Source organism: Synechococcus sp. LA31, from assembly GCF_018502385.1.
Taxonomy (GTDB): Bacteria; Cyanobacteriota; Cyanobacteriia; order PCC-6307; family Cyanobiaceae; genus Vulcanococcus.
Genome location: NZ_CP075523.1, coordinates 1,265,742 through 1,278,799, shown reverse-complemented (window position 1 = coordinate 1,278,799; position 13,058 = coordinate 1,265,742). Strand labels below are relative to the sequence as shown.

12 protein-coding genes are annotated in these 13,058 nt (G+C 70.1%); 5 read left to right on the top strand and 7 right to left on the bottom strand.

The annotated features are described in order from the left end of the window. Positions 1–5 precede the first annotated feature (5 nt). From KJJ24_RS06905 to KJJ24_RS06890, 4 genes are read right to left on the bottom strand one after another with little or no spacing between them, the layout of a single operon-like run. Complete coding sequence (locus tag KJJ24_RS06905) at positions 6–1,622, bottom strand: ATP-dependent RecD-like DNA helicase (protein WP_214342920.1); 1,617 nt, start codon at positions 1,620–1,622, stop codon at positions 6–8. Further along, entirely contained in the window at positions 1,619–5,245 is a 3,627-nt protein-coding gene (locus KJJ24_RS06900) for a UvrD-helicase domain-containing protein (RefSeq protein ID WP_214342918.1), read from the bottom strand. The genes KJJ24_RS06905 and KJJ24_RS06900 overlap by 4 nt, the downstream gene beginning before the upstream one ends. Next, positions 5,242–8,502, bottom strand: coding sequence for an exodeoxyribonuclease V subunit gamma (locus KJJ24_RS06895; RefSeq protein WP_214342916.1), 3,261 nt, complete (start codon positions 8,500–8,502; stop codon positions 5,242–5,244). Before KJJ24_RS06895 ends, KJJ24_RS06900 begins: the two co-directional genes overlap by 4 nt. 3 nt (positions 8,503–8,505) lie before the next feature. After that, the gene (locus KJJ24_RS06890; RefSeq protein ID WP_250544969.1) at positions 8,506–9,201 is read right to left on the bottom strand and encodes a metallophosphoesterase; all 696 of its coding nucleotides are present in this window, start codon (positions 9,199–9,201) and stop codon (positions 8,506–8,508) included. A gap of 74 nt (positions 9,202–9,275) precedes the next feature. Between KJJ24_RS06890 and KJJ24_RS06885 the strand changes: the two genes are divergently transcribed. Beyond that, the gene (locus KJJ24_RS06885) at positions 9,276–9,632 is read left to right on the top strand and encodes a hypothetical protein (RefSeq protein ID WP_214342915.1); all 357 of its coding nucleotides are present in this window, start codon (positions 9,276–9,278) and stop codon (positions 9,630–9,632) included. Between the two features lie 18 nt (positions 9,633–9,650). On the opposite strand, the gene KJJ24_RS06880 is transcribed toward KJJ24_RS06885, so the two are convergent. Continuing rightward, a complete protein-coding gene (locus tag KJJ24_RS06880; protein WP_214342913.1) occupies positions 9,651–9,971 on the bottom strand; it encodes an MgPME-cyclase complex family protein in 321 nt (106 codons plus the stop codon). After that, on the bottom strand, positions 9,968–10,717 hold the full coding sequence (locus tag KJJ24_RS06875) for a pyridoxine 5'-phosphate synthase (RefSeq protein WP_214342898.1): 750 nt from the start codon (positions 10,715–10,717) through the stop codon (positions 9,968–9,970). Before KJJ24_RS06875 ends, KJJ24_RS06880 begins: the two co-directional genes overlap by 4 nt. Positions 10,718–10,859: 142 nt before the next feature. Between KJJ24_RS06875 and KJJ24_RS06870 the strand changes: the two genes are divergently transcribed. Genes KJJ24_RS06870 through grxD form a run of 4 tightly spaced genes read left to right on the top strand, consistent with a single transcriptional unit; the run spans position 10,860 to position 12,756 of the window. Further along, positions 10,860–11,600, top strand: a complete 741-nt coding sequence (locus KJJ24_RS06870) for a 1-acyl-sn-glycerol-3-phosphate acyltransferase (RefSeq protein WP_214342894.1) — start codon at positions 10,860–10,862, stop codon at positions 11,598–11,600. Between the two features lie 9 nt (positions 11,601–11,609). Further along, the gene (locus KJJ24_RS06865; RefSeq protein WP_214342891.1) at positions 11,610–12,146 is read left to right on the top strand and encodes a hypothetical protein; all 537 of its coding nucleotides are present in this window, start codon (positions 11,610–11,612) and stop codon (positions 12,144–12,146) included. Positions 12,147–12,195: 49 nt separating this feature from the next. Next, positions 12,196–12,432, top strand: coding sequence for a BolA family protein (locus KJJ24_RS06860; RefSeq protein WP_010303368.1), 237 nt, complete (start codon positions 12,196–12,198; stop codon positions 12,430–12,432). 3 nt (positions 12,433–12,435) lie between these two features. Then, complete coding sequence (grxD, locus tag KJJ24_RS06855; protein WP_214342888.1) at positions 12,436–12,756, top strand: Grx4 family monothiol glutaredoxin; 321 nt, start codon at positions 12,436–12,438, stop codon at positions 12,754–12,756. Between the two features lie 21 nt (positions 12,757–12,777). On the opposite strand, the gene KJJ24_RS06850 is transcribed toward grxD, so the two are convergent. Continuing rightward, positions 12,778–13,044, bottom strand: a complete 267-nt coding sequence (locus KJJ24_RS06850) for a DUF6761 family protein (protein WP_214342886.1) — start codon at positions 13,042–13,044, stop codon at positions 12,778–12,780. Positions 13,045–13,058 lie beyond the last annotated feature (14 nt).

Below are 13,058 nucleotides of genomic sequence, written 5' to 3'. Positions count from 1 at the left end.
TGAGGCTAGGCAGCCTGGCTGGGGCTGACCAGTAGCAGCTGCTGCCGGGCCCGGGTGAGGCCTGTGTAGAGCAGGCGTGGATCGGCGTGGCGGCTGGGGGGCACCAGCAACAACACCTGGCCGTATTGGCTGCCCTGGGCTTTGTGCACGGTGAGGGCCAGGGCCGGTTCGGCCCCCGCCAGCCGGGCGGGATGCAGCAGCCGCCCCCCCGCCATCAACACCAGCCGCTGGCCCTCGCGCTCCACCACCACGCCGATGTCGCCATTGGCGAGCTCCTGCTCGGGCCGGTTCAGTCGGTTGAGCACTGGGGTGCCGAGGGGCCAGCGCTCCAGCGGCCCGGTCGCCGCAGGGCCAAGCAGGGCGCGGTGCAGGGCCTGCACGCCCCAGGGCCCCTGGCGCACGGGGCTCAGGGCGATCAGCTGCTCCAGCTCCGCCAGTAAGGCCGCTGCGCCGCCAGGCTCCCCGTCGCTGCCGTGCCACTGCAACGCCAAGCTCAGCTCCTGCAGCTGTTGTTGGTGCTGCCGCAGGGGAGTGAGCACCGCCTTGGGCAGCTGTTGCAGGGGGCATTCGAGCCAGCGCACGTTGGCGTTGGCCTCGAGGCCGTGCAGCAGCGGCCGCAACCCCTGCAGCGGATCGGCGCTGCGGGTGGGCTGATCGCGTGCGGCGGCCGCGATGGCGGCGATGGCGCCGTTGTTGCGGTAAGTGGTGGTGAGTTCCACCACCGCAGAGCCCAGCTGCGCCCGCACCGCCGGGCGGCAGAGCTCTTCGAGCACGGCGCCGGTGCCCACCGGCGGCAACTGGCCCGCATCGCCCACCAGCAGCAGACGCCCCTGGGGGGGCATGGCCTCCAGCAAGGCCGCCATCAGGGGCAGGTCGACCATCGAGAGCTCATCCACCACCAGGAGATCGAGCTCCAGGGGGTTGGCGGCCTGGCGGGCAAAGCGGCTGCCGCCGCGGGCCTCGAGCAGGCGGTGCAGGGTGGAGCACGGCAGGGACGGCCGCTTGGCCAGGGCAGCGCTGAGGCGCGCGGCGGCCTTGCCGGTGGGGGCGGCCAGCTGCACCCGCAACTGGGGTTCGAGGGCCAGCGCGGCCGCCAACATGCGCGCCACGGTGGAGGTTTTGCCGGTGCCAGGGCCGCCGAGCAGCACCACCAGGGGGTGCTGCAGCAGGGCTGCCACAGCCTCTTGTTGTGTGCCATCGAGCCCGGCACTGGCCGCGGCGATGGCCCGGTGGATCGCGGCGCTGGTGTGGGTTTGCGGCAGCGGGGCCTGGGCCCGGTGGATCAGCTGATCGAGGCAGAGGCTCAGCTGCTCCTGCCAGCGCCGCCAGCGCAGCCAGCGGCCCTCCTGCACGATCAGTGCCTCCACCTCGGTGTTGGCGCGAAGGGCATCGGCCTGCACCAGCCAGCCGCTTGCCTTGAGGGCCGTGAGGTAGTGATCCGGCCAGTGGCTCTGATCCAGCCCGTCTGGTGCTTCAGCCTTGAGATCGAGGCCCAGCTCCCCTTGCTCCAAGGCCGCGAACAGCGCCTCGATCAGGGGCTTGAGCAGCTGGAGATCTGCCTCGGCGCTGGCGGGTAGCCGCCGCTGCAGGGTGTCGGCCAGGGCCGCGGCCAGGCTGCTCATGGTTGGCCATCCCGCAGCAGAGCGTCCAGGGCGAATAGGCGCTCCAGCGGTGGGTTGTCGACCAGCACGCCAGGTACGCCGGCCTCTGGCGCCTCCACCGCTGCCGGCACACCGCGCAGAAACACGTAGGCGTAGCCCCCCAGGTGCTCAGTGGGGTTGTAGCCGGGCAGCCGCCAGAGCAGGTAGCGATGTAGCGCCACCAGATAAAGGTGCGCTTGCAGGGGGTAGTGGCTGCGGGCCATCAGCTCCGCCATCGCGGTTTGGTTGTAATCGGCGGGGCCGCAGGCCACCACCTCGCCCTGGCTGCCTTTGCGGCCTAGCCAATTGCTCTTCCAATCGGCCACCCACCAGCGCTGCTGCCACTGGAACACCAGATCGATCGAGCCGGTGAGGAAACCGCGGCTGGCCACCTGCAGGCCGCGCAGTTGCTCGCCGTAGCTGGCACCGAAACGGCCGCCGGGCTGCTGTGCGAAGGCGGCGGCCAGGCCGCTGCTGCGCACCAGCCGCTGGCTCTCGGTGTGGGCCAGCGGTAGATCGAAATTGAGCTCGCTCAGCCAGCTGCCGCTGGCCAGATCCGCCAAGCGGCAGGCCCCCAGGGCACCGCCGAGGGGGCAGCGCACCAGCTGGTGGAGCCCCTGCAGCAGCGGCTCCACCAGCTCTGGCTCCAGGCCGGCGCGATCCAGCTCCTGCAGGAGCAGCGGGCGGAAGGTATCCGGCTCAGCGGCTAGCTGCGGGAAATCGATCTGCTCGAGCATGCGGTGCAGCGCATCGCCAGGGCCTGCACCGCGGGGGAAGTGGGCCAGGGGGCCGAGGGCTGGCCATGCATTTGGCTCGAGCGGCGGGGTTTCAGCGCTGCTGTCATCGCTGGGGCTGAGCGCATCGCTGTCGCGGCCTTCATCGGCGGCCTGGGGCGGCAGGGCGGAGCCGGCATGGGCCCAGGCGGAGTAGCTGGCGCGGCCCCAGCGGCTGTCGAGCGGGCGGCTGGGGGTGGGGCCCAGCTGGAGGGCGCCCCGTTCTGGATCCGGCCGCCAGGGGGGATCCAGCGGCGGCAGGGTGGTGGGATCGATGGTGTGCAGCGCACTGAGCTCGCGCTCCTCCAGCCATGGGCTCAAGGGATTGCCCGCTTCGGCCTGATCCGGGCCCGGCCAGGCGAGCACCAGCAGATGTTGGGCGCGGGTGCAGGCCACATAGGCCAGCCGCTCGGCCTCCTGCAGCTGGGCGTTGTGATCTTGAGCGGCGGCGGCGCGGCCGCTGCCCCAGTGGGGGTTGAGGTGCAGATCCAGGCGGGGTTGGTTGTGCCCTGGCGGCAGCCAGCGCCGCCCCAGCCGCTGGCTGCCCGCCTTGGGCGGGGCCGGGGCCTTCCACAGGTAAGGGCAGATCACCACGGGATATTCCAGGCCTTTGCTGCGGTGCACCGTCACCACGGCGATCGCCGATTGGGCGGCATCGCTGCGGCAGAGGTGCTCATCGGGGGGATCGCGCTCTTCCTGCAGCCGCAGGTTGCGCAACCAATCGGCTGCGGCCACGGCGCTGAGCCCCTGGCTGTGCATCTGCTCCTGCACCAGCTCGGCCGCTTGTTGCAGATCCGCCAAGGCCCGCCCCCGCAGGGAGAGCCGTGCCAGCCCTTCGGTGCCGAGCAGCTCGGCGAGCACGCCGGTGAGCCCCAGCCGCGGCAGTTGCTGCGCCCAGCCGCTGAGCTCGCCCCCCAGCTGATCCCAGCGTTCAGGCGGGCTGCCCTTGAGCTCAGCCGCCGACCAACCGAGCAGCGCTGAGGCCGCTAACAGCCGCTGGCGGCCGGGATCGCCCGGGTTGGCCAGGGCATCGAGCAACCGCTGCAGGGCGGTGGCACCGAGGCTTTCGAACACATCACCGCGGCTCACCAGGCGGCTGGGCAGCTGGCGCCGCTCTAATGCCGCCCGCAGGCTTTCGGCCTGGCTGTGGCGCCCCACCAGCAAGCAGAGATCTCCCGGTTGCAACACCCGTTGCTGATCCCGCTGGCGCAGCACAAGCCGCCGCTCCAGTAGCCCCTGGCACAGCGCGGCCACCCGGCTCTCCAGCTCCGCGGGCTCCACCGGCAGCAGTTGCAGCGGTGGCTCTTCAGCCGGCAGGAGCAGCTCGCCTTTGTTGGCCTTGGCCTGCACGGCGGGCACCTCCAGGTCTGAGCGCACCAGCCCGGGCTGCATCAGGGCATTGAGCCCCGCCACCAGATCGGCGCTGGAGCGGCGGTTGTCGGTGAGGCCAAAGCGGTCGTTGGCGGTGCTGCCGGCCTGGCGATAGGTGGCAAGCTCGCCGCCGCGGAAGCGGTAGATCGCCTGCTTCGGATCGCCCACCATCACCAGCAGGTGGCCGGGCTCGGTGCCAGCGAAGGCCCGCTCGAGGATGCGCCATTGCAGGGGATCGGTGTCTTGAAACTCATCGATCAAGGCGGCGCGGTACCGCCCGGCTACCGCCTCCAGCAATGGGGAGGCGCCGCCAGGGTTGGCGCCCGGATCGAGCTGCTCGAGCAGCTGGCCGAAGCCCATCTGGCCGCTGCGCTCCCGCCGGCGGGCCAGCTCGCGGCGGCCCCAGTGGGCGAAGTGCAGCAGCAGGAGTTCGGCTGGCCCGTCGATCAGCGCGGCGATCGCCTCCAGCAGTGGCCGCTGCGGCAGCGACACGCCATCACCATGGGCGGCGGCGGCCACCTTGCAGAAGCTGCCGGGGTGGAAGTAGCCGAGCAGATCCCCCTGGCTGAGCACCTCTTGGTAGCTGGGGGGCGTTGCGGCATCGCCCAGCCCATCGAGCCAGGCCTGCACCCGCTGCAGCTTGTCGGGCTTGGGTTTGAGCCGGTAGGGCTTGTAGGGCAGAGCCAGGCTCTTGAGCTCCGCGGCCGCGGCGGCCAGGTCGGCCTCCAGCGCTTCGCTGCACGCGTGCCACTGCTGATGAAAGTGGTGCCAGAGCTGCGGCCAGAGCGCCTCGAGCTGCGGGGCGAAAGCCGTGTCGTGGCTGAGCGGCTCGGGCAGGGGCTCGAGGCTGAGGGCCGGATCGCCGTCAAGGCTGCCGAGCAGCCGCACCAGCTGCTCGGGGCTCACGTGGCGCTGACGCAAGCCCGCCAGTAAGCCCGCGCTCAGGGGCAGCACCTGTTGGCGCCAGTAGTCGTGCACCAGCTCGGCGCGGCGCTCGCGGCCTTCGCTCTCGAGGCTCACCGCTGGCCCCAGGCCCGCTTCGAGGGCTTGGCGCTGCAAGGTGCGCCGGCAGAAGCCATGGATGGTGGTGATATCGGCGCGATCGAGCTGCTCGAGGGCCAGCAGCAAGCGCCCCCGCAGCAGCGCCGGTGGTGTGGGGCCCAGGGCCTCCCGCCAGGCCGCGAGCGGTGCATCGCCGGGGCTGGCGGTGCTGCCCGGCTCGAGCATGTGCAGGGCCTCCTGCAGGCGCCGGGCGATGCGATCGCGCAATTCCGCCGCCGCTGCATCGGTGAAGGTGACCACCAACAGCTGCTCCACCACCAAAGGCTGGGCCCCCTCGCTGAGCAGCCGCAGCACCAGATGGGCCAGAGCAAAGGTTTTGCCGGTGCCAGCGCTGGCCTCCAGCAGGCGAATGCCCGGGCTGAGGGGCATGGCGTTGGCATCGAAGCGGGCCAGGCTCATGCCTTCACCTCCTGGCGCCGCTGCAGCAACGGGCTGTGCAGCTGCAGGGCGAGCTCCTGCAGCTCGGCCGTGAGCAGCTCCGCCAGGGGGCGATCCGCTCCAAAGCACACCGCTTGCAGCGGATCGCGGCGTTCGCCGCGCAGCATCGCATTGCCCTCCCAGGCGGCGAGGGCGGCGCTCCAGCGGCGCGGCTCCGTGGCGGCGGCGTAGGCCCAGCCGGTTTCAGGTGGCAGGGGCCAACAGCGCTGGCTGTGTTGCAGTTGCCACTGGCGCAGCTGCTCGAGCACCAGCGCAGCGTCGCTGGCTGGCAGGGCCTCGATCCGCTCGAGCACGCGAAAGCGCTGGCCATCGCGGCCCACCAGGGCAGCGCCGCTCGGGGCCTGGCCGGCGGCGCAGGCCAACAGCAGCTCCAGCCATAGCCCCAGCCGCTGCGCTGTGCGCGGCTTGGCGCTGTGCACCAGCACCACCTGGCGGCTGCGCCAGGCAAGCTCCGCCTCCAGCCCATCCCAGCTGGCGGGTCGCCGTTCCGGCGCGCCCAGCTGCTCGAGGCAGTGGCTGAGGGATTGCCAGCGCCCCTGCAGCTGCGCCACCTCCAGCTCACCCGCCGCCTCGGGCGGCAGCACCCCCGTACCCCGCTGCAGCAGCTGCCAATCGGGCAGGGCCTCGGGCATTGGATCGAGCTGGCCGCGCAGCAGGGCCGCCCGCTCGCGCTCCTGCAGCTCGAGGGCATCGCGATCGAGCACTGGGTGGTCGATTTCCCTGGGCCGCAGGCCCAGGCTCTCCAGCCAGCGCCGCTGCGGTTGCTCCAGCCAGTGGCGCAGCGTGCTCCAGGCCTGTTGCGCGTTGGCGGGGGGCTCCTGCAGCGGCTCGAGTGGCGCGGCGCTGAAGGCCAGGCCCCGCTCCGCTGGTGTGCTGTGGCCCTGCTCCAGCTGTTGGCGGGCCTGCAGGAGGCGCTGGTCGCAGCTGGCGGGCGGCCAGGGCGGAGCGGGCAGGAAATTGGCGCGCTCGAGCGGATTGGCGCAGTGCACCCGCAGGGGCAGCTGCGGCAGTTCACGGCTCAGCCACTCCAGCCATTGCCGCACCGGGGTGGAGGCCTCCAGCGCTTCACCGGTGCGCTCATCGCGGTTGCTCCAGCTCACCAGGAGGTGTTGGCGTGCCGAGAGCAGGCTCTCGAGCAGCACGTAGCGGTCTTGATCGCCAGTGCTCGGATCGCCCAGCTGGCGCTGTTGCTCGAGCAGGTGGAAGCCGGGCCGCTGGCGCTGGCGGGGGAAGGCCCCCGCATCAAGACCGAGGAGCACCACCACCTTGTGGGGAATGGCACGCATCGGCTCGAGCGCGCTGATGGTGAGGGCGCCGGAGCGATGGCCAAAGCGACCGCTGCCCTCGCTCAGCCGCTCCCCGAGCAGCTCGGCCACCACCGGTGCCGCCAGCTGCAGGCTGCTCGCTGCGGCCACGCTGTTCCAATCCGCCAGGGCGGCATGGATGCTCTGCAGTTCCCAGGCCCGCTCGCCGCCATCGCCGAACAGGTCGGCCAGCAGGGGCCGCAGCCCCTCCACCCAGGGGGCTGGCGGGCGGGCCTGCCCCAGCCAGCGCAGCCAGCGCAACAGGCTGCGCAACAGGGCGATCCAGCGCTGCTGTTGCTCCAGGCTGCCCTCCATCGCCAGGGGGGCGCAATCACCCGGCGCCAGGCCAGGCAGCTCGGGCAGCACCAGCCCGAGCACCAGCCGATCGATCGCCCACTCCAGGCTGTGGCAACCATCGCCGCTGCGATCGCTGCCATCGAGGCCCCAGCGGAACCCCGCCTGCTGCAACACGCGGCTGATGGCGGCGGCGTCACCGGCGGCCAGGCCCTGGGCGGTGAGCAACGCTTCGCAGCCGAGCAGGCGCTCCAACGCCGTGGCGGTGAAGCGTTCACCCCCGAGCTGCAACAGCTCGAGCAGCCCCTGGCTGATGCCCGCTTCGCTCTGTTGGCTGCGGTCGGTGAGGCGCCAGGGCAGGGAGACGCCGGTGGCGCCGCTGTCGCCAAACACTGCACCCACCAGGGGGGCGAAGGCTTCCACCTGGGGTGTCATCACCAGGATGTGACGCGGTTCGAGCTCGGGATCGGCGGCGAGCAGTTGCAGCAGCCGATCGCGCAGCACCTGCAGCTGGCGTAGACGCCCCGGACAGGCGTGGAATTCGAGGGAGCTGTCGCCGGGGATCAGCTGCAGCGCTTCGCCGCCCTCGCCATCGGCTGCGCCGCTGGCCAGCCGCTGCTGCAACTGCTCGAGCAGGGTGGGCGAGCGGCCCTGCTCGGCCGCCACCTGGGCCGGCGCGAAGAACAGATCCCCTTCACGCCACTGCCCTAGCTGGTGTTCACCACTGCCCTCCAGCAACTGCTGAAACTCGGCGCCGAGGCGCCCGAAGCGTGCCTCCAGGCCGGGCACCTCCAGCAGCCAATCGGCGCTGAGGGGATCGCGGCTGGCGGCGCTATCGCGGCGCTGCCAGAGGTCGCGGCAGGGGGTGAGCAGATACAGCTCCACGGCTTGGCAGGCCGAGATCGCTTGCAGCAGCTCCACCTGCACCGGAGCCAGACTGCTCAGGCCAAACAGGCGCAGGGGCTGCTCGGCGGCCGCGGCCGGCCGCCAGCCTTGCTGCAGCTGGCGGATCAGCTGTAGGGCCCGCAGGCCGAAGGGCTGCCCCGGCAGGCGCTCGGCCAATCGCTGGACCAACAGCGGCTGCCAGCGCAGCGCCGCTGCCAGGGGCTGCTCGCGGCCGTCGACGGCGTGGCCGTCCAGCCAGGCCTCGAGCATCGCGGGGCGGTAGAGGGCGTAATCGTCGATGGCATCGGCGATCGCCCGGCTGAGCTGCCACAGGGGGCGATCGAGCTGGCGCAGTTGGCTGTGGCCCTGGCGCTGCTGCAACCAACGCTCCAGCGGTGCAGCTTCGGGCTGGTGCAGCAAGGCCGGTAGCTCCTCGAGCAGCGGCCAAACCAGGTTTTGCGCGCGCCAGGGATCGGGGCCTGGGCTGGCGGGTTGTTCGCCCAACCATTGCTCCACCTGTTGGCGCAGCAGGCTGGTGGGGAAGGGAAAGCGCAGGTTGGCGGCGATGCCGGCGCCATTGCCGGTGGCGATCTGCTCCCCCAGCCAGCGGCTGGTGGGCCAGGTGTTCACCACCACCTGGATCTGCTCGAGCGGCCCGGGGGGCTCGAGCCGCAGCTGGGTGGCGAGCAGCTGCGCCAGCAGTTCAGCCCGGTTGCTGCGGTAAAGGGTGAGCAAGGCTCAGCTCAGGGCGGCCAGCGGCTCCGGTGTGCTCGAGCGGAACCCGGCCAGCGCTGTGGCCTGTTCGCTGTGGAGTCCGGCCACGGCGATCACCGCTTGGGTTTCGGGGCAGTAGGCGCTGAGATCGCCGCCGTAGCAAGCGCCGGTGTCCACCATCACGATGTGGTGCAGGCGGCGCACGTGGGGGCCTGGGGTGTGGCCGATCACCACATCGCCAAAGCGGCCGTCGTAGTTCTGCCAGAAATCCAGCCGCACCCGCAGGTCTGGTTGCCAGGTTTGGGTGTCGAAGCCGGCGTGGGTGGCCACCCAGCCCTCACCCCAGTAGGCGAGCGGTAGATGCTGCAGCCGCTCCAGCCACTGGCGGCAGCGCTGTTCGCCCAGCTGGCGGTAGGTGTCGCAGCCCGCCAGGCGGCGTTCGGCCTGCCAGCTGCCGCGTTGCAGCCCACTGATCAGATCTTGTTCGTGGTTGCCTCGTAGCCACACGGCACGGCCGCTCTCCACCAGCTGCCAGATGCGTTCCATGCTGGCTTCGATGCCCGGCCCGCGGTTGATCGCATCGCCGCAGAAGATCAGGCGATCGCCAGTGGGAAGCCGCAGCAACAGCTGCTCGAGCGCTTCGGCGCAGCCATGAACGTCGCCGATCACCCAATGGCGTGGTCGGCGCTGGGAGGGCGTCATGTTGACGGCGCGTTGCATCCAGTCTTGCCACCCGGTGGTGGATCTGTCATCCCCGCACCGCCACTAACCTGCCCTTAACCGCCCCAGCGCTGATGGAGAGCCAGCCCACGGATCCCCGCACGCTTTCGGTGGGGCAGCGGGTTTCGATCCTGGTGAAGGCGCTCGATGGAGCCAAACGCACCAACGAAGCGCTGGCGAATTGCAGCAACGGCGATCAGATGGTGGAGGTGCTGCTGGATGCCTCGCGCAAGCTGGGGCTGGGCCTCACCCGGGCCGAGCTGGTGCGCACCCCACCGATCCGCGATTGGGTTTGGTGGAAAAACAAAGAAGCGCTGCTCACCATCGGTGATGCCAAACCCCGCTACCAGCAGGACGGCGATCAGGGCCGCCCCGCTGCCGCCGAGGCCACCACCGAGCCCGCGCGTAAGAAATTCCTCGGGCTCTTCTGACGCTGCCCTGCCTGGCGCCTAGGCGGCGCTGGCCAGGGCGTCGGGGATCGACGCGGTGGGTGCTTCGAAGCTGCCCTTGGCCACGAACTCCAGGCGCAGCTTCATGAACTCGATGAATTTGGCGTCGGTGGACACCACGGCCGCGGCGGGTTGCGGGATCTGATCGGCGATGGCTTTGAGCTCCGGAGCCTGCAGGAAGGCGGGGCGCTTCACCAGCCAGAAGTCGATCTCCTTGCCCTGTTCGCCGTAGTTGCGCACCCGCTCGCGCAGCACCTCATCGAGGGGCTCCTCCACGGTGAGGAAGGTCTCGCTGGCGGCCACAAAGTGGTAGTGGGTCATGAACTGGTGCTGCCGAACAGGGGTTCCCGGCGGGGATTCTGAACTAAAGCCTTCATCTGCCGCACCGCCTCCTCCAGGCCCACCGCCAGGGCGCGGGCCACGATCGTGTGGCCGATGTTGAGCTCCTCCATCCCCTCAATCGCCGCCACTGGCTCCACGTTTTGATACGTGAGGCCATGGCCGGCGTTCACGCGCAGGCCGAGGCTGCGGGCGATGAAGCTGCCCTCGGTGAGGCGCGCCAGCTCCAGGGGTTGTTGCTGCCAATCGGCCTCGGCGTAGGTGCCGGTGTGCAGCTCCACCCAGCGGGCGCCGGTGGCGCGGCAGGCCTCGAGCTGGCCCGGATCGGCATCCACAAACAAGCTCACGCCGATGCCGGCCTCCTGCAGGCGGCCCACCAGGCCCTGGATGGGCTCCAGCTGGCCGGCCACATCCAGGCCGCCTTCGGTGGTCACCTCTTCGCGCTTCTCGGGCACGAGGGTCACCATGTCGGGCTTGATGCGCAGGGCGATCGCCTCCATCTCAGGCGTGGCGGCCATTTCCAGGTTGAGGCGGCTGCGCACCACCTGGCGCAGCAGCTCCACATCGCGGTCGTGAATATGGCGGCGGTCTTCGCGCAGGTGCACGGTGATGCCATCGGCGCCGCCCAGCTCCGCCAGCAGGGCGTAGCTCACGGGATCGGGCTCCACGGTGCGGCGGGCCTGGCGCACGTTGGCGATGTGATCGATGTTCACGCCAAGGCTGGCCATGGCATCGGGGGGCGTCTGGGCGGATCCTATGGATGGGGCTGCGGCAGCAGCAGCCGAAGGTGGAAGTGCCTGTCGGCTGCGGCATGGCTGCAGGTCAGCCCCTACGTTGAAATCGTTGGATGCAGACCAGGCAGCGAGAGGGGTGGCGACGGCGTCCAGACAGCTGAGCAAGCGCGAGCAGAGCCTGTGCAACGGCGTCAGCCCCTGGCTGTCGCCGCTGGCGATGGTGTTGACCCAGGATCTGGCCTTGAAGGGCTTCTTCGGGCATCTGCGGGTGATCGGTGCGGAGCACCTGCCCAAGAGCGGTGCAGTGCTGATGGCCCCCACCCATCGGGCTCGCTGGGATGCGCTGTTGCTCCCCTATGCGGCCGGCCGCCGCGTCACCGGACGCGACTGCCGTTTCATGGTGACCCTCGATGAGATGAAGGGGCTGCAGGGCTGGTTTCTGCACCGGCTGGGGTGCTTCCCGGTGAACCAGCTCAAGCCGCAAACCGCCAGCCTTCGCTACGCCGTGGATCTGCTTGAGGCCGGCCAACAGCTGGTGGTGTTCCCGGAGGGGCGGATCATGCGCGAGCCGGGCCCGATCCGCCTGATGCAGGGACTGTCGCGCTTGGCCTTGCTGGCTTCAGCCCATGGGCTTTCGGTGCCGGTGTTGCCCATCGGCATCGCCTACGGGCGCGCCACCCCCCGCTTTGGTGATGCGGCGGCGCTGGCTTTCGGTCCGCCGCTCACGGTGACGGGCCATGGGCGGGAGGCCGCGCGGCGCTTCAGTGATCAGTTGGCGGCGGCCATGGCCGCGGCTGAGCGGCAGGCTCTGGAGGCTGTGGGCCGCAGCGCCACAGAAGGTGGCTTTGCAACGCCCGTAGAGTTTTCCAACGTCTGACTTGTTGCCGTGCGCCGGCCGATCGCCGCTCTCGCCCTCAGCGCCCTGGCGCTGGTGACCCCCAGCCTGGCTCAGCTGCCGGCCCATGGCCAGCAGGAACCGCAGAAGGTTTTGGAGTCAACCAGCTCTGGTCTGAACCTGGCCTCGGTGCAGGCCAAGGTGGCCCAGGGCGATGCCGCCGCCTCTGCCGGCAAGCTGAATGAAGCCAAGGCTGATTACGACCAGGCCCTGGAGGCCGCCAGCTATCTGGTGACCGCCTACCGCGGCCTCTCCGGTGCCTTCCGCGGCCTCGATGCCCGCATTCCGCGGGAGATGGATCAGAAGGGCCGTGAGGCCACCGAACTGCAGGCCAACATCGAGCTGCGCCTGGCGGCCCTGCTGCGCCGCATGAACCAGCCCCAGGTGGCGGTGCCCCTGCTGGTGCGGGTGGTGCAGCGCATGTCGCCCACCAGCCCCCAGGGCCAAAAGGCTTACCAGAGCCTGCTGGAGCTGGGCTTTGTGGCTACGCCTTACACCACCGCCACCGCTGCTCCGGCAGCCCAGTGATCGCGGCGCTTACATTCGCCACTCATCCCGCTTCTCGACTCTCCTAGCGATGGTCCATCCCGACCAAGTGAGAGCCGCCATCACCCAGGCTCTGCCCGATGCCCGCGTTGAGGTGGAAGACCTCACTGGCGGCGGCGATCACCTGCAGGTGACGGTGGTTTCCACCGCCTTCGACGGCCTGAGCCGCGTGAAGCAACACCAGTTGGTGTACGGAGCCCTGCGCAGCGAATTGGCCAGCGAGGCCATTCACGCCTTGGCTCTGCAGACCTCCACCCCCACCGCCTGATCCATGGACGCCTCCACCAAGCAACGCATCGAACAGCTGATCAGCACCAGCCCGGTGTTCGTGTTCATGAAGGGCAACAAGCTGATGCCCCAGTGCGGTTTCAGCAACAACGTGGTGCAGATCCTCAACTCCTTGGGAGTGGCCTTCGAAACCTTCGACGTGCTGTCCGATATGGAGGTGCGTCAGGGCATCAAGGAGTTTTCCGAGTGGCCCACCATCCCCCAGGTGTACGTGAACGGGGAATTTATGGGCGGATCCGACATTCTGATTGAGATGTACAACTCCGGCGAGCTGCGCGAAAAGCTGGCGGTGGCCCTGGCCTGATCAGCGGCGGGTAGGGCCGGCTCAGTTCCGGCCCGTTTCGTAGAGGGTGCTCATGTCATCGCCGGGGCCGATGAAGCTGGACGGATCCATGATCCAGCGGTCGACCAGCTCCTCGAGGCGGCGTTGGGTGAGTGCGTCGAGCACGGCCGTTTTGCGCAAGGCGTGCAGGTACCCATCGGCGTAGAGACGCATCTCGGCGGGGCTGTGGTAGCGGCTTGCCAGCGATTGGCAGGCGTCGCACAGCGACTGGAAGTGGCGGATCGCGTCGGGATGTTGCAGGGCGGTCATGGCCGGACCGGGTG